18 protein-coding genes and 2 tRNA genes are annotated in these 23,268 nt (G+C 34.9%); 5 read left to right on the forward strand and 15 right to left on the reverse strand.

Annotation, left to right across the window (positions count from 1 at the left end):
• From FZC37_RS00650 to ybeY, 3 genes are all read right to left on the reverse strand, one after another.
• Positions 1–1,776 (reverse strand): ABC-F family ATP-binding cassette domain-containing protein, encoded by a 1,776-nt coding sequence (locus FZC37_RS00650; RefSeq protein ID WP_148951812.1) that lies wholly within the window; start codon positions 1,774–1,776, stop codon positions 1–3.
• Positions 1,777–1,840: 64 nt separating this feature from the next.
• Positions 1,841–2,116, reverse strand: coding sequence for a translation initiation factor IF-1 (gene infA / locus FZC37_RS00655; protein WP_148951813.1), 276 nt, complete (start codon positions 2,114–2,116; stop codon positions 1,841–1,843).
• A 52-nt stretch (positions 2,117–2,168) separates the two neighbouring features.
• Positions 2,169–2,654, reverse strand: coding sequence for an rRNA maturation RNase YbeY (ybeY, locus tag FZC37_RS00660; RefSeq protein ID WP_148951814.1), 486 nt, complete (start codon positions 2,652–2,654; stop codon positions 2,169–2,171).
• A 26-nt stretch (positions 2,655–2,680) separates the two neighbouring features.
• On the opposite strand from ybeY, the gene FZC37_RS00665 reads away from it, so the two are divergent.
• On the forward strand, positions 2,681–3,751 hold the full coding sequence (locus FZC37_RS00665; RefSeq protein WP_148951815.1) for an EscU/YscU/HrcU family type III secretion system export apparatus switch protein: 1,071 nt from the start codon (positions 2,681–2,683) through the stop codon (positions 3,749–3,751).
• Between the two features lie 34 nt (positions 3,752–3,785).
• Here FZC37_RS00665 and radC read toward each other — a convergent pair whose 3' ends face one another.
• The 5 genes from radC to FZC37_RS00690 all read right to left on the reverse strand — a co-directional run bounded on the left by radC (position 3,786) and on the right by FZC37_RS00690 (position 10,425).
• Entirely contained in the window at positions 3,786–4,475 is a 690-nt protein-coding gene (gene radC, locus FZC37_RS00670; RefSeq protein ID WP_148951816.1) for a RadC family protein, read from the reverse strand.
• Positions 4,453–5,250 (reverse strand): type I methionyl aminopeptidase, encoded by a 798-nt coding sequence (gene map / locus FZC37_RS00675; RefSeq protein ID WP_148951817.1) that lies wholly within the window; start codon positions 5,248–5,250, stop codon positions 4,453–4,455. Before map ends, radC begins: the two co-directional genes overlap by 23 nt.
• 31 nt (positions 5,251–5,281) lie before the next feature.
• On the reverse strand, positions 5,282–7,666 hold the full coding sequence (gene pheT, locus FZC37_RS00680; RefSeq protein WP_148951818.1) for a phenylalanine--tRNA ligase subunit beta: 2,385 nt from the start codon (positions 7,664–7,666) through the stop codon (positions 5,282–5,284).
• Positions 7,667–7,733: 67 nt separating this feature from the next.
• On the reverse strand, positions 7,734–8,762 hold the full coding sequence (pheS, locus tag FZC37_RS00685; RefSeq protein ID WP_148951819.1) for a phenylalanine--tRNA ligase subunit alpha: 1,029 nt from the start codon (positions 8,760–8,762) through the stop codon (positions 7,734–7,736).
• Positions 8,763–8,784: 22 nt separating this feature from the next.
• Positions 8,785–10,425, reverse strand: a complete 1,641-nt coding sequence (locus tag FZC37_RS00690; protein WP_148951820.1) for a ribonuclease J — start codon at positions 10,423–10,425, stop codon at positions 8,785–8,787.
• Between the two features lie 328 nt (positions 10,426–10,753).
• Here FZC37_RS00690 and FZC37_RS00695 point away from each other — a divergent pair, with 328 nt between their 5' ends.
• Entirely contained in the window at positions 10,754–11,413 is a 660-nt protein-coding gene (locus tag FZC37_RS00695; protein WP_148951821.1) for a histidine phosphotransferase family protein, read from the forward strand.
• Positions 11,414–11,513: 100 nt separating this feature from the next.
• Here the strand turns inward: FZC37_RS00695 and FZC37_RS00700 are convergent.
• Positions 11,514–11,588 (reverse strand) — tRNA-Ile (locus FZC37_RS00700).
• Between the two features lie 16 nt (positions 11,589–11,604).
• Positions 11,605–11,681 (reverse strand) — tRNA-His (locus FZC37_RS00705).
• 168 nt (positions 11,682–11,849) lie between these two features.
• Between FZC37_RS00705 and FZC37_RS00710 the strand changes: the two genes are divergently transcribed.
• On the forward strand, positions 11,850–14,234 hold the full coding sequence (locus FZC37_RS00710; RefSeq protein ID WP_148951822.1) for a hypothetical protein: 2,385 nt from the start codon (positions 11,850–11,852) through the stop codon (positions 14,232–14,234).
• Positions 14,235–14,238: 4 nt separating this feature from the next.
• Positions 14,239–14,745 carry a DUF2155 domain-containing protein gene (locus tag FZC37_RS00715; RefSeq protein WP_148951823.1) on the forward strand — a complete coding sequence of 169 codons (507 nt, stop codon included), beginning with the start codon at positions 14,239–14,241 and terminating at the stop codon, positions 14,743–14,745.
• A gap of 9 nt (positions 14,746–14,754) precedes the next feature.
• Here the strand turns inward: FZC37_RS00715 and aspS are convergent, their stop codons facing one another.
• The 5 genes from aspS to FZC37_RS00740 form a co-directional block, all read right to left on the reverse strand.
• Positions 14,755–16,515 carry an aspartate--tRNA ligase gene (gene aspS / locus FZC37_RS00720; RefSeq protein ID WP_148951824.1) on the reverse strand — a complete coding sequence of 587 codons (1,761 nt, stop codon included), beginning with the start codon at positions 16,513–16,515 and terminating at the stop codon, positions 14,755–14,757.
• 6 nt (positions 16,516–16,521) lie between these two features.
• On the reverse strand, positions 16,522–17,871 hold the full coding sequence (locus tag FZC37_RS00725; protein ID WP_148951825.1) for a sodium:solute symporter family protein: 1,350 nt from the start codon (positions 17,869–17,871) through the stop codon (positions 16,522–16,524).
• Complete coding sequence (locus FZC37_RS00730) at positions 17,865–19,082, reverse strand: MFS transporter (RefSeq protein ID WP_148951826.1); 1,218 nt, start codon at positions 19,080–19,082, stop codon at positions 17,865–17,867. Before FZC37_RS00730 ends, FZC37_RS00725 begins: the two co-directional genes overlap by 7 nt.
• A 126-nt stretch (positions 19,083–19,208) precedes the next feature.
• Positions 19,209–20,642 (reverse strand): replicative DNA helicase, encoded by a 1,434-nt coding sequence (locus FZC37_RS00735; protein WP_148951827.1) that lies wholly within the window; start codon positions 20,640–20,642, stop codon positions 19,209–19,211.
• A gap of 18 nt (positions 20,643–20,660) precedes the next feature.
• Positions 20,661–21,524 carry a YgfZ family protein gene (locus FZC37_RS00740; protein ID WP_148951828.1) on the reverse strand — a complete coding sequence of 288 codons (864 nt, stop codon included), beginning with the start codon at positions 21,522–21,524 and terminating at the stop codon, positions 20,661–20,663.
• A 143-nt stretch (positions 21,525–21,667) separates the two neighbouring features.
• Between FZC37_RS00740 and FZC37_RS00745 the strand changes: the two genes are divergently transcribed.
• Positions 21,668–23,128 carry a POT-type proton-dependent oligopeptide transporter gene (locus tag FZC37_RS00745; protein ID WP_148951829.1) on the forward strand — a complete coding sequence of 487 codons (1,461 nt, stop codon included), beginning with the start codon at positions 21,668–21,670 and terminating at the stop codon, positions 23,126–23,128.
• Positions 23,129–23,268: the final 140 nt, after the last annotated feature.

A 23,268-nucleotide genomic window follows, 5' to 3' on the forward strand; every position in this document is an offset into this window, starting at 1 on the left:
TTATTTTTGTACCTTCTTTGAGAATTTTTCTTTCTCTTCTTCTAATACAGCCCATTTATCCATTTTTTCATTTATTAATGTTCGCAATGCTTTGATCTCTTGTCCTAAAATAGTGGCACGTTTCGCATCGTTAATATATATATTTGTGTCAGCAAGTTGTTTTTCGATGTGAGAGTATTTCTTTTCTAGTTGTGCTATTTCTTTCGTAAGTAGTTCTAATTCTCTTTTAGATTTGTAACTAAAATAGCATTGTTTTGCTATTTTCTCTGTGTCAGTTTTTTTTGTTACATTATGTTTTTTGTGACGTTGATATCCTCCTACGAGGTTTAAGATCCCTGTTGCGGATAGCACAATAGTACGCGTTACTAACTTTTCTATAAAATCTCTATCGTGGCTTACAAGTATGACAGTGCCTTTATATTCATCTATTATATCGATTAGTGTGTCGAGCGTATCAGAATCAAGATCATTTGTGGGTTCATCTAATATAAGTAAGTTACTTTTTTGCGCTAGTATTTTTGCAAGCAATAGTCTACTAGCCTGTCCGCCTGATAAAACCGAAGTTTTAGCATGCAAAAGTGATGGATCAAAAAGGAACTTTTTTAAATAAGCACCTGCATGGATAGTTGAGTCATGCACCTGAATGTAATGACCGCCTTCTGGACATAGTGTTTCTAGCAGTGATTCTTTTGGGTTAATTTCGTGCTCTTTATGTTGAGAGAAATAGGAGATTTGTAAATTTTCTCCGTGTATTACTGTTCCAGATGATGGAGACAGTTCTTTTAAAAAAAGCTTGAGCAGAGTTGATTTACCCACTCCATTTGCTCCTACTATGCCAATTCTTTCACCTTTAATTATTCTATAGGTAAAATTCTGTATCACGGTTTTATTGTTGTAGGAGAAAGATATATCTTCCGCAGATAAAATAAACTTAGTTTTGCTAACCTTGTTATTTTGCGATATTTGTATGCCTTCTTCAGCAAACTTATTGATTCTTGCTTGTATTTCTTTTCTTAGCTTAGAAAGTTTTTCTAGCCTTAATTGATTTCTTTTTCTTCTGGCAGAAATACCTCCTTGTAGCCATTGCTCTTCATAGTGTAACTTTTTCTCAAGATGTAAAGTTTTCTGTTGTTCAAGTATTAAAATGTCATGTTTCCATTGTTCGAAGTTGCTGAAACCTTTTTGATTGACTCGTACGGTAGTCCTATCAACCCACCACGTCGTTTTAGTTATGTTATGTAAAAAAGTTTTATCATGACTTATACAAATTACAGATCCTTTATAGTTTGATAAAAATTCTTCCAACCATTCTATGGAAGATATGTCTAAGTGATTTGTTGGTTCATCGAGCAGTAATATGTCTGCCTCTGTAGATAACACAGCTGCTAATGCTAGTCTTCTTTGTTGCCCTCCGGATAGTGTGTCAGTTGTTTCTAAATGTGGAAGACCAAGTTGTCTAGAGTAATACTGTGCTAAGTGTTTGGAACAGTTGGACGTTGACAAGATAGCGTCTAAAACCGTTTGCGAACTATATTTTTTTATTTCTTGTTTAAGATAGGCGACAGTAATTCCTGGTTTCAAGTATATAGTGCCGTGATCTGGTTCGTATATTTGTGCCAATATTTTCAACAGACTAGACTTACCAGAACCGTTTTTTCCTGTAACACAAATCCTTTCTTTATCTCTTACGTATAGCTCTACATTGCTTAGAATGACTTTGTCTGCAAAACTTACATCTACATTTTTTAAATACAACAAAGGAGATTGTTTGGACATAAACGCATTTTGCTAAGATATAATTGAAAATGTGCCAAAGATGTTATCGTAAGTTACTTTTTATTTATTGAACAAACGGTACTTTTTTCTTTTTATGTATTTTTATAATTCTTCCTTTAGCTAGATCGTACTTTGTTATCACAACTGTGACTTTATCTCCCATTATGATACGAATTCTATTTTGCTTAATTCTTCCAGCACTATGAGCAATAACAGTATGTTTGGCATCCTCGGGTGCTTTACTGTTAAGGTCCCGTAGTTCTATTTCTACTTTAAATTTACCACAGGGTAACACTGTTACGACGTCTCCCAGGCATTCTACAAAATCTTCTTTTGGCATGATACAATAGCTAAGTTGAGCAGGAGATTATACAAAATATAGACTATTTTGTCTATGTAAACTGATTTTTTTGATACTGTTTTATTTTAAGTTTTTGCATGATTTTATCTTCTTTAGCAAACATTTTTTCTGCATCAGTTTTGTTAAAGTGATCATATCCCATTATATGCAATAGTCCGTGGACCAAAAGGTGTGATGCATGGTTCACAAAAGGTATGCTGTATTCTGATGCTTCTTTATATATGATTTGATATCCCAAAGCTATATCTCCTAGGAGTTGGAGTCTGTGACTGGTATGTTGTATGTCACCATATGGGAAGGCGAGTACATTCGTTGGATATGATTTTCCTAGAAATTCTTTGTTTAGATGACACATTTTTTCTGAATGCGTAAGCAGCACACACATGCTTGCATTGATACGTTGTGTTGTTGATAGGGCACTTTGTGTGATATTTGCTATATTTGTTAAATATTTTCTGCTGAAGTTTGTATGTCTTTTCCAGGCATCTTCTTCTACAATTATGTCTAGCTTTACCATTATTTTTTTATCTATTAAAATTTTTTATGGTCCAATCCTCAGAAGACCAAGCTGCTAAAACAGAAGAGCCTACTGAACGTAAAGTACAAGAAGCGTTTAAGAAAGGAAATCTCATGTTTGTTAAAGATGTATACAGTGTGTGCATAATGACAGCGTGGACAGTGAGTGTCATTTTTATTATTCCTGATATTGTTAAAGGTATTTTAAATTATATGTGTGGACTTTTAACGCATGCTGGTAATTTATCTTTTAGCTGTGGTCCTGGCGTAAGTGTAGGCACTTTGTTTTTAAAAGTCTTATTGTACATGACACCTTTGTTTATTTTTATTATAGCCTCGATTATTTTGGCAAATTTTTTGCATCATTTTAAATTTTATTTTAGCTTTAACTCAGTAAAATTAGATTTTAGCAAGATCTCCATTGCATCTGGATTAAGCAAAATTCTATCAAAAAAAAATTTACTTGACTTTGTTGCTAATTTGATAAAGTTACTTCTACTTATTGTTGTATTTACTGTTTCTGTATTCAAATTTTGGAACACAATAATTAATTACTCTCTTCTGCCTTTGCATGTGATAATGCAGAATATATTTTCTCAATTACATTTTTTCTTTATTTTATCTTCTGTAGTTGTTGGGTGTGTGGCATGTTTTAGCTACTTTTATAGTAGGAAAATATATTTTAACAAACTTAAGATGACAAGGCAGGAAATAAAACGAGAATTAAGAGAAACGGAAGGAGATCATGAAATAAAAAAAAGAATTCGCTACAGGGTTGTACAAAGATGGCAAAGTCAGCTTGCTAACGCTGTACCTAAGGCAGATGTTATTGTTACAAATCCTGAACATTTTGCTGTTGCTTTGTCATACAATTCTGAAGTAGCAAATGTACCAAAAGTTACTGCTAAAGGGAAAGATATGATGGCACTTCGGATGAAGTATATAGCCAAGAAAAATAATGTACCAATTGTCCCAAACAAACAGTTGGCACAAGGTTTATATAAAGAAGTGGCCGTACAAGGAGCAATTCCACCAAAATATTATACTATAGTGGCAGAGATCTTGAGCTTTGTTATATCTATGAAGAATAGTAAGTGATATTGAATGATTATTAGCTATGGTGCGTTTAGGATTAAAGTATATTATCCGATTTGAAACTGAAGAATTTCTTCTTTCCGATTATTACATGATCGTGGACTGTAATACCAAAAGTGTCGCAAGCTTTTACTATTTCTTGTGTTAAGACTATGTCCGCTTTGGATGGCCTTGGGTCGCCACTTGGATGATTATGTGCCAATAATATGGCACTTGCCTCAAAGAATAGTGCTCTTTTAACTACTTCTCTTGGATATACGGAAGTTTGATCTACTGTTCCTACAGATTGTACTTCGTCTGACAGAATTTCATTTTTTTTATTCAAAAATATTATTCTGAATTGTTCTGTTTTCATGTGTCCTGTTGTCGTTTGTAAATATTCTATTACGTCAGACCATGAGCATAAGATATCCTTTTTTATGATGTTTTGCTGCAACACCCTGTTTAATATTTCTCTAACAAGTATAATGTTTGCTACAGTGTTTTTTGATACTTGCGCTACAGATAGAAGCTTATCTTTATCAGCATAAATTATATTTGCCAAAGTATCAAATTTTGTTAACAGTTCTTTCGCTATAGGTTTTGTATCTTTTCTTGGTATGGAAGAAAAAAGAAGCAGCTCTAATATCTCATAATCTTGAGTTGACGAGGGCGCTTGTAAGAACCTTGCTTTGAGTCTGCCTCTATGTCCGGTATAGTGGTTTTTATTGTTTATTTTTTTGCTCATAAGGCGGATGATGTAGCTCTAATGGCGATAGTGTGAAAATTTCATATCCATCTTCAGTTATTCCTACTGTATGCTCAAATTGTGCAGATAAAGATTTGTCTCTTGTGGTGACGGTCCAACCATCAAATTTACTTACAATAGTATGATGTTTTCCTGCGTTTACCATGGGCTCTACAGTAAAAAACATTCCTGTTTCAAGCTTGGTTCCTTTTCCTTTAGACCCATAGTTTAGTACTGCCGGCTCAGCATGAAACACTTGCCCTATTCCGTGACCGCAAAAATCTTTTACAACAGAGAAGCCAGCTTTTTCTGCAGTATTATTTATTGCAAACCCTATATCTCCTAAAGTCGAGCCAGGTTTTATAGCTTTTATACCGTTCATCATAGATGCATATGTTACATCTATTAATTTTGTAGCTTTTATATTTATGTCTCCGACAGGAAACATTCTGCTTGTGTCTCCGTACCACCCATCTACTATCACAGTTACATCTATATTGACGATATCTCCTTCTAATAATTGTCTTTCATCTGGAATACCGTGACATATTACGTGATTGACAGAAGTACAGATAGACTTAGGAAAACCTTTATAGTTTAAAGGAGCTGGTATTGCCCCATTTTCTACTATGTAGTTGTGACACAAATCATTTAGTTTGGATGTCGTGATCCCTGGGGTGACAAAAGGGGTAATATAATCAAGTGTTTGAGCTGCCAATCTTCCTGCAATTCTCATTTTTTCCCAATCTTGACCAGAGTGTATTGTTATCGTCATGGTTACCAGAAATACGTAAAATGTTGTTAAGTTAAGATCTTAAATGAGATGAAAATTTTTTTTTCAATGTGTCTATCACATTACTCATTATTGTAGCAATTAGTTGTTCGTCTAAAGTTTTGTCTTGTGGTAACAGGTAAATTCTGATAGCAAAAGATTTTTTGCCCTCTTCTAAAGGTGGTCCAGAAAAAATATCAAATATTTTGACATCTGTTATCAATAAAGGGTTAATATTTTTGATGGCTTTTGGTATTGCACCTAGGTTGTTGTTTAAAGCCGTTGTGAATGCTAAATCTCTGATAGTTTGTTGGTAATTCGAAGGTACAAAATATTTTTTTGAGGAAGTTATTTTGTTAATTTTTTGCATCGCAATCTCTGATGATATCACTCTTACTTTGATGTTTTGAGTAAGAAAAGGGTGCAGTTCTCCTATGTGTCCTATTTTCACCTCATCTGCCATTATGTTGGCACTTCTGTTGGGATGCAAGAATTGTGGACATTCCTTTGTGCACCAAGTGATGGTATCTAGGTCAATATTCATGGTTTTTAGTAAAGCTTCTAAATCTCCTTTTACATCGAAAAAATCTACATTTTTGTCAGGAATATGAGGATTAGAGTCAGTTAGCAAACCACACTTCATTAAAGATATTACTGTTACTTCTTCTTCCAAGTTAGGAAAAATTGGTGCAATTTCAAATAGAGATACTTGTTCTGCATCTCTTTCTAAATTTTTTTCTACTACTTTTAAAAGGCTCTGTACAATTGATTGGCGCATGTAAGATAGATTGTCTGATATAGGATTTTCAACTTGTACTAGCTCTTTTTCATTCGAGCAAAATTGGAATGCTTCCTCTTTGCTTATGAAAGACCAAGATATTGTTTCATTATAACCAAGTGAGGTTAGGAATTTCTTAATTGATAACTCAGATGTATCATGTTGTATATTGTTTTGTGGTATGTGTAACACAGGTATATGTTGCAAACCTTTAATTCTGATAACGTCAGCTATTACATCTCTATCGCAAAGTACATCATGTCTCCAACTTGGTGCTGTGATAAGTGTTTCATTACTAGTTTTTGTAAGATGATAGCCTAAGGATCTTAAAATTAGATTTACCTCTTTATCTTTTATGCTTATATTGGCAATTTTCTTAATATCAGCACTCAAAGATCTGGCTGATATGCATATATTTTTTTCAACATTGCTAGAAACTTGTACTTGTGAATGTATTTCACCTTCACATATGAGAGATATTTGTGATGCTACAACACTAGCTGCTTTTAGCGGCATTTCTGTATCCACTTGCCTTTCGAATCTGTGTCGTGCTTCTGTATGTAAATTTAGTCTGTTGCCAGTTTGTGATACTCGTATTGGATCGAAAATTCCAGATTCAAGAATGATATTTGTGGTATTTTCTGTCACCTTCGAGTCTTCAGAGCCTATTATCCCTGCTAAAGAGATTATTTGTTCGTCAGAAATTACTGATATATCAGATGATGTTACTTCGTATTGCATACCGTCAAGAGCGTCTATTTTTCCAGCTCTGGTTTTGACTGATAATTTTTTACCTATCTTATCTGCATCGTATACATGCATAGGATGTCCAAATGCATGTACTACATAGTTCACTAGGTCTACCGCTGCGTTTACTCTCTTGACTCCTATTTTACTTAATCTTTGTCTTATATATATAGGTGTTGTCTTCTTCTGTATATTTTGTATGTAATGAATTGAAAAAAATTGGCATTTGTCTGGGGCTTGCACATCAAGGCTATGTACAGGAGTGTTTCTTATGTCAATGGAAGGAAAGGATACAGGCTTTAGCTCTCCTATTCCGCTTGCAGATAATTCTCTTGCTATTCCTAACATCGATAGGCAATCTCCTCTATTTACGGTAACGCTTACATCAAAAATAGTGTCATCTAACTCATGATAATCAGTTAAAGCCATCCCTATTTCTTCTTGCTCCGTAAGCTCCACTATAGAATTATTATCGGTATCAGCATTAGAGATTGTATCTGTTTCAATTTTTAGTTCGCTTGCAGAACATAACATGCCATAGCTTGAGATACCTCGTATAGATGCTTGTGATATTATTATGTCACTAGCAGGTATTGTTGTTCCAATAGGTGCGAATATTGATTTGAGTCCTGCTTTGACATTTTTTGCGCCACATATAACTTGTACTGGATCTTGTTTACCTATATCAACGGTACATATGTGTAGTTTAGAGGCATTTGGGTGAGGATATGTTTCTAATACCCTGCATATAAGAAAATTTTTTAACGCGTTTGATGTATGGTTAACATTTTCTACTTCCAATCCTATATTTGTCAAAGTTTTTGATATATGCTCCGGATCCGTTGTAGGATCGATCGAGATGAAATCTTTTAGCCAAGAAAGAGGAATAATCATTATTTAATGCTAACACTTATTTAAATACACAAAACAAAACTTGATATTATTATTTCTATAATAACAATCAAATTTCTAACATGCTAAACCCATTATTTTGCAGCCATGATATGTGTCCTTCAACCATATGACGCAAGTCTGGAATGTGGTATTTTAGCATCGCCAATCTTTCTATGCCAAGTCCGAAAGCACATCCAAACCATTGGGAGTTGTTTATACCGACGTTTTGTAGCACGGCTGGATGTATCACTCCTGTACCTAGTACTTCTAACCATTTGTCACTTTGCGGTAATTTTAAATCTATTTCAGCGGAAGGTGATGTGAAAGGGAAATAACTGGGCCTTAATCTGATTTGTATATCCTGTTCAAAAAACTCTCTTAGTAAGGTATATAATACGGATTTCATGTGAGCTAAAGAGAAGTCTTTTTCTACCACTACCCCTTCTATTTGATGAAACATAGGAATGTGCGTGGCATCCATGTCTTTTCTATATACTTTCCCAGCTGAGATAAACCTAAAAGGAGGTTTATCTTTACTCATGACTCTTATTTGTACGGTTGATGTATGGGTTCTTAGTAATTTTCTATTATCGCAACTTACCTTATGGTCTTTTATATAGAATGTGTCGAACATCTGCCTTGCTGGATGATGTTGCGGCATGTTTAGTGCAGAGAAATTGTGCCATTCGTCATCTATATTAGGTCCTTCCTCGTGTTGAAAACCTAACTTTGCTAAGATAGAAAGTAACGTGTGTTTTGCTTTAGTCAAAGGATGAATTTTTCCGTATTTTTTAGGTGTTCCAGGCAAGGTAATGTCATACCATTCGTTTGTTATTTGCTTATTTAATTGTTCTTTAAGCAACAATTGCTTTTTGTTTTCTATATTAGTTATTGCTTCTGACTTTAGCTTGTTTAACCTTTTTAATTTTTCTTTTTGCTGTTCTAAATTTGCGCTTTTTAGCTGAGAGAATTGAGAAGAAATAAGTCCTTTTTTTCCAATAAGATCTAGTCTCAACCTTTCCAATTCTTCCTTTGAAGAGGCTGATTGTATTTGATTTATCAGTCGCACTATAAGTGCTTCGTTATCTTCTACCATATTAATTAATTCTAGAAACAGTTTATACAGTTACTACATTTACTATCACAAGCGGTGATTTTGCTAACTCTTTTTTTATAAATTTTGTTACATATCTTGTAGAGGAAGATATCACGCTTTGTTTTGAGTTGCACTGTTTGACTATGTCTGACAAATTTAGCAGAAGAGATTCCAATAAATGCTTATCTGTGACATCACTCAGGCACCCTGGTGTTGAAAGTATAGGTGTTTTGATAAGTTTTCTATCCTTATTCAGTAGTAACGTTATCACTATTGCACCTGAGTCTGTTAACGTACGCCTTTCTTTAAGAATAGGAGATGATAATGGTATAACTGAGTTACCATCTATAGCCAGGTATCTAGTTTTTACATTCCCTATAATATCAGGGTTATTTTTATCTAGCAGTACCACGCTACCATTGTGTACTTTAATAATTTTTGGTACAGAAAATGATTGTGCTAATTCCGCATGTTTAGATATATGCATAGGTTCTCCGTGTACAGGAACACTTATTTGAGGTTTTATTATAGAATACATTTCCTTTAGCTCTTCTTGGCACGGATGTCCTGATGTATGCACATTTGCTTCGTGTGCAGATATAACTTTAACATCTTCTTTTACCAGATGATTCATTATATCGTATATGGCTTTTTCGTTTCCTGGTATAATTTTAGAGGAAAAAATTACTGTATCGTTTGCTTTTAGTTTAATTTCATGATTTTTTTGCACAATTTGTGATAAAGCGGCGTTTTTTTCTCCTTGACATCCGGTAGACAGAATTAATAGCTCTGTTCTTTTGAATAAACTGGCTTCTTTTTTGTTAATCACTGTGTCTTCGGATTCGAGGAAGTAACCACTGTCTTTTCCTATGTTAAATATTTTTAGCATACTTTTGCCAAGCAAGATGACTTTTTTAGATGCTTGTTGCGCTGCCATTAATAGTCCTTCAAGACGTGCTATATTAGATGCGAACGTTGTTACTAATATCATGCCTGTGGCTTTTTGTATTATGTCTGACAGACATTCTTGTACCTTCTCTTCAGATCCAGATCTACCTTCAGAGAATGCATTTGTAGAGTCGCAGACTAGTGCTAGTATTCCTTGTTTAGCATAATGTTTTAAAGCTTTTTTGTTAGACTGAGGCCCTGTTAGTGGCCCTGGGTCGAATTTCCAATCTCCTGTATGTAAAACGTTCCCTTGAGATGTTTGTATTAGCAGAGCTTGCATTTCTGGGGATGAATGTGTAAGAGATATGGCGGTTAAATGGAAAGGGTCCAAAGTAAAACTTGTGTCTGGTTCAATTGTATTGATCTTTGCGGTGATGCTGTATTCTTTGAGTTTTGCTTGTATGAAATTAGCAGTGAAATTTGTTGCATATAGCGGACACGATATTGTTGATAATAGATACGGCAGTCCTCCGACATGGTCTTCATGTGAGTGAGTGATAAAGGCACCTACAATCTTTTTTTCATTTTGTACAAGAAAAGATATATCTGGAAGAACCATTCGCACTCCTGGAACATCGTGTATAAATCCGCTGCCGCAGTCTACTATAAGAAGTTTACCTCTGAAATGATATACATTTAAATTTATTCCTATCTCTTCTGTTCCACCTAACGGAATGAAAAGTAATGCATTGTTGTATTTATGTAAGTTTTGCATTTTGTTAACTTGTGAAAGTCAGTTAATAAAATTATCCCTTTTTAAGATATTTGTATTGTTGCGTAAGTATGTAAAATTAACCAATTGACTCATTCATCTATGCTGAATCGACTTCTAATCAAAAGGAAATATACAATATCATAGTTTACTTTTATTACTGAGATTTGCATTTTGGTTATATTTATGATCTACTCGACTATAGGTAGATCGAGATGCATGATAACACAGCCTTGGCTTGTGGTCATCAGGTGAGACAATATCTTGAGAGGAAATTGGGTGTTGTGAGCTATGTTCACGTTTGTTTAAATAAGTTTTAGTAAATAAATTTATGGACTTGTTATTATCTCAAATGGTGAGTGCTAAGTTTAGCCATGAAATGTCTGGAATATTAGGTGCTGTATATAATAGTGTCGGATATTTGAATTGCCCTGATGAAAGTGTTAGGCTCAAGTCTATTCAGTTGGCATCGCATGCCTCTAAAGCGGCAATAGCGCGGTTGAGATTTTTTCGAGAGCTGTATGGCTATAGCTTGCCTGAAGAAAAAATAGACTTTGGTCAAATGCAGTCTGTTATTGAAGGCTTTCTTGCAGATAAACGTAACGTGACTGTTAATTTTCAGATTGCGGACGATATTTCGTTACGTTTACGTTCCCCAAATCATATAAAGTTGTATTTATGTCTGGTGACATTATGTTGTGAGCATATTTGGGATGGAGGTAACATTAGTTTGCAGTTTTCTAAATTTAGTGTGTCTGCAAAGGTTACAGCTAACAATATGTCAGATATTAACTCTAAAAGGGTTGATATCTTAACACGTGGTGGTAGAGAACAGGATATGTCTATACATAACGTTCATGAATATTACACTTATTTTCTTATACGTTCCCTTGGTATGAGGGCTATAGTAAGGCGCATTTCCGGAGGTATATGCTATCTTTTGGATGCCATAGTGCATGAGCAGGGCTTTAGAATTTGTAGTAAAGTTTAACAACTCGCATTATTTAAATCTTGTAACTCTAGTTAATGAGTTAAAACACGTAGAAGCTAGAGTGTTTAGTGCCTTTTTTGAGCATAATTGTGGTCTAAAATGGTGGGCCCGGCAGGGATCGAACCTGCGACCAAACCGTTATGAGCGGTGTGCTCTACCGCTGAGCTACGGGCCCTTAAGGAAAATCAGTATGGGGCGGACGACCGGGATCGAACCGGCGACCCTCAGAACCACAACCTGATGCTCTGACCAACTGAGCTACGTCCGCCACACAAACCAGGAGGCTAATCTATTACCTTACTCTAGTCAAGAATAAGGTTGTTGTGGATTCTTTAGGCTTTTGTTGATAACTTTTATTATATTTCAACTAATCTTGTTATCACATATTTAAATCTTCAGCGTAATGGGTCTTTGTATGGTTATATTGAGGAGGTATGTGTGGCAGATTAGCTTTTGTTTGTTTTGTATTATTGGTGTTTTTTTAACATTTGCGCGTTGTGAATATTTAAAGGAGTGTAAACATTATTTAGAAAGTAAGTTATCTAACCCAGTTTTTCAGGTACTGATAGACAGTGTTAAGGTAGAAAGTTTCCGTCGTATTTCTTTGAGTGACGTGCGTTGTTATCATGAGGCGTTAGGTAGTTATGGCCTTGGTGATATCTCTGTACAGATTAATTTATCTAATCTTTTGAGCGGAGGGAAAATTTTACTCCACGCTACCGTAAACCCTGATAACAAGCCTTTTTCCACCTTTTCAAAAGCAGCAGGTGTATTAAATGTCTTAGATGAGTTTTCCGTATTTACAGGAAAGCATAATATTAACTGCTACTTTAATGAAGGGGATAAGGTTGCACACTTTATCTATGGTAAAGTATGTAGTGGATTTATAGATTATGCAGACCCAGAGGGTTTTTCTGTCAAATGTCAGATAGAGATAACAAAGGAAAAGCAATCTGGTGATACTATTATTGCCAGTACAGGTGACTTTTCTGGCAATATTCCTCTCATGTGGCTCTTAGAAAGGGTAGGATGTGCCAATGCAGCAGTTAAAGGTACTTTATGTAAGTTAAAATGGGATGTACATGATAGCATCTCTAGTTCGATTGCCATTAGAAAGAAGAAAGTTAATACTACACATACGCAATTGTCAGGAAAGCGTATGATAAACGTTGTATTAGATGATTGTGTGCTTTATGACTCTGATATTGGCAAGATATCGTTATCACTTTCTTCCAGAAAAAATGAATGCGATGTATCTGCTGTGTTAATGAGTATTGCTCCAGATCAAGTATGTAATTATTCGTTTCGCAGAACAGAAAATGCATGGGAAGGTGGTGGATTAATTGATGCAAAGTACATGGATTTAGTAATGCGATTTTGTCGTTTAAAGGGTCTGTTGCCACAATGGGTAGTTAATGTTAAGCCTTCTGGGGAATTGAAATGGCAAGTGTTATTTGGTGGCGAGTGCCGTAATATCGCATCATTGAGTATACCTTTTTCTATTGATACAACAAAATATGGATATGACTCTGTCTTATGCCCTTCGTCTTATGTTGCAGATATTACTGTCTTTGGAAAATCTGCCAATACGAACATTATAAGTGAAGATAAAACGCTGCAGCTTCGGTGTAAACATAGTTTTACTGACAATTCTCATACTCACGATGGCAATATTGTATTAAGCAAAATGGTAAAAATTGGTGATTTTGTCATTCATCCTGGTGAGTGCGATGTTAGCACAAAGGTGTCAACGAAGGCGAACAAAGAGAGTGCCTTTTCTGTAAAGGTGAACATGAATAATATTGCTTTAGATGTGCATCAATTTGGTTTGCATATCATGAAAGACCAGCGTGTAAGTGCTAATTTTGATGGATTATATTTTTCTCAACTATGTCATTTGGATATTCTGTGTAATGGTGATAATGGCCTGTTAATAGAAGGGAATTACACTTATTTAAATGGTAAATCTGATTTAATCCTATCCAAGGTGCGATATAGTAATAGTGACTATAGTTGTCGTATTATATCTGGTAAAGACTATGTTGAAACTAAGATCAGTGGCGATGCTTTGGATTTGTCTCAATCTGATTTAAAGGTATGGATATCTCCTACTTATACAACATATCGTAAAGAGTTAGATATTTGTCTTGATCAAATTTTTATGAAAGGTGATAGGACATTGCAGCAGGTGCAATTAAATTCTGTTTATGAGTCTGGCATGTATTCAAAGGGTGAATTTGATTGTAGGTTAATAGATAATTTTGTGCATGTGATACTAAGAGATGCGGATATACATGACAAAACTGAGGTATGGAGATTTCAAAGTGATAATAGTGGAGATGTTATGAAAGCTTTAGGCATTTATGACGATGTGGATAAGGGGGTTTTGTACATTGATTACCTTGTAGATCGTTCAACTGTGACCGCTAAGACTCCCTTCCCTATAATTAATGGAGATTTATTTGTCTTTGATTTTAGGGCGTATAAATTGCCGTTTTTTTTAAAAATGACATGTGCGTCCAATGTATTAAGACCCTTTGTTAAAAGGTCTTACAATGTCTTCAATTTTTTGAAAAGTGATTTTTCCATCTCGAGTGATGGTATTTATATTTCAAAACTGGATGCTAAGGGATTTATTAGTCATTGGAAATTATACAATTGTACCATCACTGACAAGTCAGCTAGGGGTCAGATATTGGTTGCCCCGTCTTGGTATGGTGTTGGTAATGTTATTCGCAGTGTGCCCGTTATAGGTAAAGTGATAGATTATGTTGGCTTACCTGGAGTGTGGATTCCTTACTCCTTGAAATTAGATTACTAACAATATGTGGATGTGTTGCAAAAAATTAAGACATTTGACGCTGGTTACAGTGCTATTGATGTCGCCATTTTTTTGTTTAGCTCAAGAAAATGAAGATAGTGAGCAAGAAGAACAGTCACAATATCAACATGAGGGAGATAGTGAAGAGGATTGTGCTAAGAGTTCCGATGAAGATGCTGATAATGAGGCTGTGGATAGCTCGTGTTTACCTTGTGCTAGCGCCACATTGTTGATTCTGAATAAAGTGACAGCAAAAAGAGAAACAATACACTTGCGTGTTGGTGAAAGTGTAAGGATTAATAATTTAATGATAAAACTTGTGCAATGCTGGCAAGTGTTAGACCCTACTAGGGCAGATAATATAGCAACCTTGGAAATTTATGAAGCGTCTTGTAGAGATGAAAACTACGATAAACTGGTGTTTCAAGGATGGGTTTCTCAAATGTATCCAGGACTATCGAATTTACAACACCCAAATTATGTAATAGCACTACGGGAATGTTGTCCTTAGTACTTTTCTCTATTTAATCAAATTTAATTCTTTCAAATGCGCTTCTTCTACTTGAGATGGAGCATTCATTAACAGGTCTTGTGCTTGTTGGTTTAACGGAAATGCTATTACCTCCCTTAAGCTGGGAGATTTAGATAGTAGCATCACTATTCTATCTAAACCTGGCGCTACCCCTCCATGTGGAGGTATGCCAAATTGCAATGCTTTTACTAAGCCTGAAAACTTTTTGTCTACGTATTCCTTAGAATGTCCTACTATCGCAAAGGCTTTGTATAATACCTCTAATTTGTGATTACGTATAGCTCCGCTAGACAGTTCAATACCGTTGCATACTATGTCGTATTGATAGGCTTTGATATCGAGGTAATCTTTTATAGAGGTCGATTGCGATAAAGTCTGCATACCACCTTGTGGCATGGAAAATGGGTTGTGACTAAAGTCTAATTTATTGGTTGTTTTATTTAACTCATAGAATGGAAAGTCTGTTATCCAACAAAATTCATAAGACTCTTTGTTGATTAGCTGTAATTTATTTCCAAGAAAATCTCTTAATTTGGCGCTTAAGTGAGTCACTTGCTCTTGTAGATCGCATAAAAAGAATATAGTCGCTTTGTTCTTGTCTAAGGAGAAAGTAGAACGAAGCTTATTTACTTGCTCATCATTTATAAATTTTACGATTGGTCCTTTTATATCTTCGTTTTCATATGTTATGTACGCCAGGCCTTTAGCTCCATTTTGTGTCATAAATTCTGTTGCTTCATTAAAGAATTTTCTAGACAAAGTAGAACTGTTATTCACACATATGCACCTTACTTGCCCACTTTGTTTTACTATTTTTTCAAAAATAGGGCATTTAGATAGTATTGATGTCACATCTTGTATTATAAGCGGGTTTCTTAAGTCCGGTTTGTCTGACCCGTAATGAAGCATTGCATCTGAATAAGGTATTCGGCGGAAAGGTGGATTGCTAATATTTGACGAGGAGAATTTACGAAATACGTCATATAATAACTGTTCGGTCACGGAAAATATTGTGTCTTGTGTTACAAACGACATTTCCATATCTACTTGGTAAAACTCTCCAGGTGATCTGTCGGCTCTTGCATCTTCATCCCGAAAGCATGGGGCAATTTGGAAGTATTTATCAAAACCTGATGCCATAAGCATCTGTTTAAATTGTTGAGGTGCTTGTGGTAATGCATAAAATTGTCCTGGATGTAGTCTACTAGGTACAAGAAAATCTCGTGCCCCCTCAGGAGAAGATGCTGTAAGTATAGGAGTTTGATACTCTGTGAATCCTGCATTATGTAAAGAACTTCTAATCTCTTTTACTATGTTAGATCTAAGTGTGATATTATTGTGCATTGTTTTCTTTCTTAGATCTAAAAATCTATAAGTTAAGCGTAATTCTTCGTTAATATCTTCTTGTATGTTTACAGCAAACGGCAAAGGTTTAGACTCATTATCTATATGAAGCGATAATAACTCTACTTCTATTTCTCCTGTAGATATATCAGCGTTAATAGAGTCTTTTGGTCTTTGTACGACTTTTCCTAATATAAGCAAGATGCTTTCCAGATTGATGCCTTTATATTTTTCTGCATCTTTTTTTTGACATACCACTTGTGTTATCCCGTAATGGTCTCTTATATCCAAAAACAGGAGTCCTCCATGATCTCTCTTATTGTGTAACCACCCTGCTAATTTTACTGTCTCTCCTGTGTTGTTTGTGGATAATTCAGAGCAATTATGTGTTCTATAAGTCGTCATATTTTATTAAGCAGATTGCAAACGTTTTTTGAATATTATTCTTACTATCGTAAAAGCTGTAAAGTGAAATGCTGTAGAGATTAAAAGCCCATACATTCCTTTTAGCAAATGGAACGCTGAAATTGCAATAAATAAACAAAATGTTATAGAAGCAATAGTAAACAAGGCAGTCTTTGGTATATGTATATTATATAAAGCAGCAACAAAAGGCACTACGAATATTGGGAACCAAAAACCTCCCACAAACAAAGCTAAGTCTACGGCAAAATCAAATCTTAGTGCTAGTATAATGGATATAGTACTTAAAAGGAAAGTAATAATCTTTGGGCCAAATTTTAATTTGTTTTTAAATCTTGGCATTGTATCTAAAACATCTTTTCTTATGCTGTAGAGCGCTACATGTATTGAGGCTTCTGCTGATGATATGGTGGCTACTAGTATCCCTAATATTGCAAGGCCACCTAGTGTTGATGGTAGAGATGACATAATTACGCGCTGAAATGCTTGTGATGGTATATAGTTTGGAAAAGCTAGATGCGCTATAACTCCTAGACTTGCTATTAAGACAATAGATATCAAGTAGAACACTGACTTGATGATAACAGCGGTTCTAATGGCATTTGCATTAGTTGCGATAAGATTTCTTGTTATAAATGATGGATCGATACCCATGCATGCAAATGTTAGGGCTATAATAAATGTGTCTTTAGAATAGAAACTTTCTAGTGGAATCAAATTTAGTGTAGATATGTTGTGTTTATGCATAAATATAATTGCGGATGCACCGATCAGCACTATTGAAATTGACAAAATGGTTTGTTGTACGTAGCTACTACTTGTGATGGTTTTCAGTCCTCCGGACAAGGTAAAAGTTAACGAAACAAAGTAGCTTATTAAAGCTCCATAAGTGTAATGAATATTTAGTAAGTTTTGTAAAATTTTTCCTCCTACGTGTATTTGTAAGCCTAGTTGCCCTATGGCGAACAAAGTAGCACATATACCTACGTAAGTTTTAGCTCTTGTTCCATAAAAATATTCTATTAACTCTCCTGCGCTGGAAAAAGCTTTTTTGTTTGCAATTTTAGAAGATACAAACAACCCTACCGCTATGTCTGCTAACACAGCATACAGTAGGCCACATGGATACTCAAATTTCCCCATAGTAGCTTTTTCTGCTATTCCAATTATTGTACCTCCTCCTACTGAGCTGAGGAATATGGCAGCTGTAAGCAGAGGTATGCTATTGTTTCGTGGTAAGCGTTCTGCATTACCTTTGCCTTTGTTATACCAGCTGACCGTTAGTAAATAGGCAAAATAAAGTGTAACGAAAATGATACATTGCTTGTTAGCTAACATAGATGTTTTTTTGCTAAATGTATTGTAAGCAAGCTAGCTATTCCTATTGATGTAAGTAATATAAAAAATGTACCCCAATTTAGCATCAGTACCAATAGCCCTGACATACAAGGTAAAAATGTTCGTGCTAATCCCAAAATGCTCTCATAAGTTGCATATTGTTTTACTTTTTCTGTTGATCGACACATTTTTGTGATGGTGGCTACGAACATAGCTAATGCCATTCCTCCTGTTATGCTTTCTGCAAGGCTAACGATAGTTAACGTTTTAGTGCTGTTATGTGGCATGTAAGCTATAAAAACAAAACCTAGATGTGCAATCGCATTTATCATTCCACACCAAAATAGACCTCGTATAAGTTTTATTTTTCCTAATAGATATGCTGCTATACTGCTTCCTAATAAAGAACCTACATGTCCGCACATCTTTCCAAATGTTGCTACTTCTAGCGATGTGAATCCCTTATTAAGCAAAAATGGGTTTAGCATTGGCACCATCATATGATTAGACATTCTATAAAAGACGAGAAAACATATAACGTAAGGAGATGTATTCAATATTATTGAGAACAGAGATTTAATATTATGTTTTGTTGTATGCGTATTGTCTTGATGCGACGCATTTCTTTTGTAAATAGTAATACAATGAACGGAAATAACTGAAAAGATGCATGTCATTATCGATAAAATACCAAAAAGACGCTCCCATTTGTAAAAATTGGATAGAAACGCTACGCATGGTCCTGTTACTATCATACCTAGCCTATATCCTGTAACATGTAATCCTGACATTGTTTGTTGAAGTTTATCATCTAGTATGTGGGCTCTAATTGACCCTATTACTACTTCTAATATCGCTCCTGAGCATGCTAATGTTGCCGTTAGTATAAAGATCCAGTGTAATGACGTTTTCGGAGAATGAGTGCTTAATTGATATATTGTGATACTGATGATTAACTGCAACAGTACAACTAGAGACTTATCACGTCCCAGTATGCTATGTAACAAAGGGACTTTTAGAGGTTGTATGTAAGGTGATATAAGAAAACTAAATGCATAGGGCATTGTAGCAAATGACATGGCGCCTAGCATGGCTAAACTAATATTATTTTGTGCTAACCAAAAATTAAGGGTGCTGCTGCTCAATGGCATAACGCAACCGCAAGAAAAACCTAGTAATATTGGAGCATAATATAGAGATAAACTTTTCATTTCGGTGCTATCATGTGAAAATACAAAGACATGTTGTTTTTACATATTTAAATGTAAGGCGATGTTAAGTTGTCTATATTTTATGCATTAAGATTAAGATTCAGCATCGTTCCACAATATACCAGGTTATGTATTTCTTGTGGGCAGAGTTTGCAGATTAGAAAAAGCTGTAGTGCTAGTGTCGTAGTGTAGCAAGAAATTTCCTATTGGTCCATTTCTATGTTTTGCTAACATAATTTCGGCTTTGTTTTTCGCGTATTCGAGTTTAGCTTGCCACATCTCAAATTCATTGTCTGATGCATTTTCTGATGGTGTTGATCTTGAAAGGTAGTACTCTTCTCTATATATAAATATTACTATGTCTGCATCTTGCTCAATGGTGCCTGATTCTCTTAAATCCGATAGAATTGGTTTTTTGTCTTGTCTATGTTCTACAGCACGAGACAGTTGAGATAATGCTATGACTGGTATATTTAATTCTTTTGCTAAGGCTTTAAGTCCCTGTGTAATGGTTGATATTTCTAAAGCTCTATTTTCTACATTTTTATCAAGGTGAATAAGTTGTAGATAATCGACAAATAGTATATCTAATCCGTGTTGTCTTTTTAGTCTTCTTGCTCTACTTCTTAATGCTGCTATAGAAAGTGCTGGAGTGTCGTCTATAAACAGTCTTGTATTGGCGGTTATTTCTTCAGCTTTTCTCCGCAGTAGGTTATATTGCTCTTCTTTTATTTTGCCGGTTCGGAGAAGCGAGGGGCTTATAGCACTTTTTACAGATAATATTCTTGTTGCTAATTGTTCTTCTGACATTTCTAGAGAAAAGAACCCAACATTATTATATTGATTGTTTTTCTTCATAGTTTTTGCGGCATTTAGCGCAATATTTATTGCCAAAGCTGTTTTTCCCATAGATGGGCGAGCCGCTATTATAACTAGATCTGAATCTTGAAATCCTGCGAGTTTTTTGTCCATTTCCAAAAAGCCTGAAGAGATACCCGTGATATGTTTCGGGTCAGTCATGGCATGATCTATAGCTATCATCGATGCGTCAAGTAAAGATGATAAAGAGGAGAAATTTTTCCCTAATGTACCTTGTTCAGATAGTTTAAATAACTTATCTTCAACTTTTGATATTTGCGCTTCTGGTGATTCCGTTAAGTTGGACGAGTAAGAATCGTGTATTAGTTCTGAACCTATTTGAATGAGGCTTCTTTTTATGGCAAGGTCATATATTAGTCTTGCGTGTTGATAAGGATTTATCAAAGTCATACCGTGTACAACTAAAGTTTTCAAAACTTTGGTTTTACCACGCTGAACGAACAATTCTTCTTCAAACATTGTCCCCTCCAGGCTAGCTATAGAAATAGGAAGAGATTTTCCTGACATCTTTTGCATCACTGCATATATTCTGCTATGTAAAGGATCTATAAAATGTTCTGGTTTGAGAAATTCTTCAACAGAGCATAGCACTTCGTTGTTATGTATAATGGCGCCTAATAGGGCAGCTTCAGTGGTAATACTAGAGGGAGGTGAGATGTTCTCTGTAGAATTTTCTTTCATGATGATTTATTCATATGTTTATGTAAGAATCTTTCGAGGATACCATGGGGCTATTTTTTCTGTAACTTGTATATTATTTACTGTTAATTGCGTTTTTCTTTGTATTTTCTCTGATCTTAGCAGAGCTATACCTAAATTTTGCCACCCTGAGCACCACGTTCCTACTGGCTCATTTTTGTCATTTAAAATTTTACTTCCGTTGTCAATGTTATCTAGAGCGATTGATTTATTTACACTGCACATTTGGTACAGGTGTTTTCTTATTACTCCTTGAGTAAAGGTTCGCATAATTGCTTCTTGGCCTAAGTAACATCCTTTTGATAAATTTATTCCGTGTAAATGATTTATTCCAAACTCCATTGGTACAGATTTTGAACTTACCATATCTGTTTCTCCGTCTGGTATGCAAAAAGAATATTTTTGGGAAAGGTATAGGTTTGGTGATGTACTATCATCTAAGCAGTTGTTTTCTGTTATTATGGTCCTTATTCCGAAGTTACTAATTCTTGGATCGCTCATACTGCATATTGTACCTGGTATCGCCAGTTTATTATTTGAGAAAATCACTTTGCATTTGTTACTTATATCTTCAAGTGTAATATTATTACGTAATTTATAAAAACTGAGTAAATCTAGTACTTTGCTGTTACTGGCATCTATTATTGTGGTTTTATCATCTATCACGTGAAGAAATACATCTGATATATATCTACCAGAAGCTGATAATAGTAGAGTGTAGCAGCTTTTACTTGCATCATTTGTAAGTAAGCCGCTCAAAAAATATGATATTTTTTCCCCTTGGCAAATTATGACATATCTATTGTGTATTACGGAATAAATATTTTGAATTTGTAAAGACTTGTCATTGCCGTTTATGGTCATTTTTTACTCTATTTATCTATGTTTTCTCTTTGAATTTGATCTTGTAAAGTAGCGAAAAGTACAATACCGTATGTTTATTGTAATTGTCTAGTTGTTAACTGCGGTAATTTCGAAAAAGTACCGAAAATAATGTTTAAACATATATGAGATTCAATAAAGACTTGTTTTTATCAGTTGTTCTTTTGTTCGAAAGATTTAGCTATCATTGGCTAAGTCTTGTAGTTGTCTTTTTGGCCATTTACAAAGCAGATATTCCTGATGCTGATGCATATGTTTTATGGGCTCGATATTGTGCAGTGTGTTATATCATACCTTTGGTGTCTGGATTGTTATCTGACCGTGTGATAGGTTCTAGATTTTTTATAACTCTCGGCTGCATTCTTATGACAGTAGGGTACGGAGTGATGGCCTTGTATGCGTTACATGGTGCTTATCTTTTTTTTGGTCTTGCATGTGTTGCTGTTGGTGTTGGTGTTTTTAAACCTGCGCTTTTAACTTGTGTAAGTTTGTCTTATATAAAAAATAACTCAGATAGGTCAAAAGCATTTATTTTGCTATATTCGCTTGGTAATCTGGGAACTTTTTTTGCGTACACGTTTTGTGAGCGTATCTTTACGTCATATGGTGTGAGTGTTTGCTTTTGCATGTCTTGTATTGGTGCATTTATAAGTTTATTACTTTGGATCAAGGGAAAAAAGTATATAAAAGATGTTGGATTTCTGCCTAATTCTGGCACTGTGTGCGAAAATGTTATGGGCTGGAAAGCGAAAAATTATGTTTTACTGATCACGGCATTTTTAATTATTTTGTCAACTGCTGTATTTTCTTTAGGTAAATTTTCTCCTTCTATAATAGTGTTTATTGGTATTGCGGTTTTTGTTTCTTTAATGTTATGTATCGTACGTGTCAGCAAGCATGAAGTACTAAGGCTGATGATAATAGTATTCATTTTGGTGTTTTTTACGGCGTTTTTTGCTTTAGAGTTACAGACCTTTTCTACTATAGCTTTATTTTTTGAAAGTAATGTAAATAAGACTTTCTGTGATTGGACTGTATCAGCATCTATGCTAAGAAGTATTCCTATTATTTCAATAGTAATAGTGGGATTAATCAGAGCTTCTCTGATGAAGAATAAGAGCTATAAGCCTTGCGAGGCACTTTTCTCTATAGCGTTTGGGGTATTTGGCTCTGCTGTTAGTTTTTTTGTTTTTTATTTAGGATGTCGGCTTTCGATAGATGGTATGGTGAATGTCTTGTTCCCCATATTTGGTTTAGTGATTTTAGGGATATCCGAGGCATATCTTGCCACTACTGTTATAAACTATGTTTCCTTATTGGCCCCTTATCACATGAAGAGTTACGTAATATCCGTTATGATGCTTTGTATCGCATTTGCAAGCACGTTTAGCGTATTTATAGAAAAGATTTGGTTTACTGTAGACAATTCTATTACGGATAAATTATATGCCGTATCTTTGTATCAGGCGGGCTTTATTAACGTTGCAATAGTACAAATAATAGCCTCTGGAATCTTTTTTGTTTTATGTTTTTTGTTCTTAAAACATATATCTGGAATTGTTGAATCAATTAAGCTAGATAAGTGATTAGTGGTAGTTGTTGTGTGTGATATGTTCACGCTAGATGTGCTGAGATTGTTGCTGCTGCTGAGTTGTTTGGTGATATTGTAAGACGTAAACACTCTGTTTCCTGTCGCTTTGGAATGATTGCATCATTTGTCAGGCGA

Source organism: Candidatus Sneabacter namystus (genome assembly GCF_008189685.1).
GTDB classification, from domain to species: Bacteria; Pseudomonadota; Alphaproteobacteria; order Rickettsiales; family Rickettsiaceae; genus Sneabacter; species Sneabacter namystus.

Coding starts and splice junctions, on each gene's coding strand:
- pheS (WP_148951819.1), bottom strand. CDS start 8,762: ATGGTAGAAGATAACGAAGCACTTATAGTGCGACTGATAAATCAAATA.
- FZC37_RS00650 (WP_148951812.1), bottom strand. CDS start 1,776: ATGTCCAAACAATCTCCTTTGTTGTATTTAAAAAATGTAGATGTAAGT.
- FZC37_RS00735 (WP_148951827.1), bottom strand. CDS start 20,642: ATGAAAGAAAATTCTACAGAGAACATCTCACCTCCCTCTAGTATTACC.
- ybeY (WP_148951814.1), bottom strand. CDS start 2,654: ATGGTAAAGCTAGACATAATTGTAGAAGAAGATGCCTGGAAAAGACAT.
- FZC37_RS00665 (WP_148951815.1), top strand. CDS start 2,681: ATGGTCCAATCCTCAGAAGACCAAGCTGCTAAAACAGAAGAGCCTACT.
- aspS (WP_148951824.1), bottom strand. CDS start 16,515: ATGACGACTTATAGAACACATAATTGCTCTGAATTATCCACAAACAAC.
- FZC37_RS00730 (WP_148951826.1), bottom strand. CDS start 19,082: ATGAAAAGTTTATCTCTATATTATGCTCCAATATTACTAGGTTTTTCT.
- FZC37_RS00745 (WP_148951829.1), top strand. CDS start 21,668: ATGAGATTCAATAAAGACTTGTTTTTATCAGTTGTTCTTTTGTTCGAA.
- pheT (WP_148951818.1), bottom strand. CDS start 7,666: ATGATTATTCCTCTTTCTTGGCTAAAAGATTTCATCTCGATCGATCCT.
- infA (WP_148951813.1), bottom strand. CDS start 2,116: ATGCCAAAAGAAGATTTTGTAGAATGCCTGGGAGACGTCGTAACAGTG.
- map (WP_148951817.1), bottom strand. CDS start 5,250: ATGACGATAACAATACACTCTGGTCAAGATTGGGAAAAAATGAGAATT.
- FZC37_RS00725 (WP_148951825.1), bottom strand. CDS start 17,871: ATGTTAGCTAACAAGCAATGTATCATTTTCGTTACACTTTATTTTGCC.
- FZC37_RS00695 (WP_148951821.1), top strand. CDS start 10,754: ATGGACTTGTTATTATCTCAAATGGTGAGTGCTAAGTTTAGCCATGAA.
- FZC37_RS00690 (WP_148951820.1), bottom strand. CDS start 10,425: ATGCAAAACTTACATAAATACAACAATGCATTACTTTTCATTCCGTTA.
- FZC37_RS00740 (WP_148951828.1), bottom strand. CDS start 21,524: ATGACCATAAACGGCAATGACAAGTCTTTACAAATTCAAAATATTTAT.
- radC (WP_148951816.1), bottom strand. CDS start 4,475: ATGAGCAAAAAAATAAACAATAAAAACCACTATACCGGACATAGAGGC.
- FZC37_RS00715 (WP_148951823.1), top strand. CDS start 14,239: ATGTGGATGTGTTGCAAAAAATTAAGACATTTGACGCTGGTTACAGTG.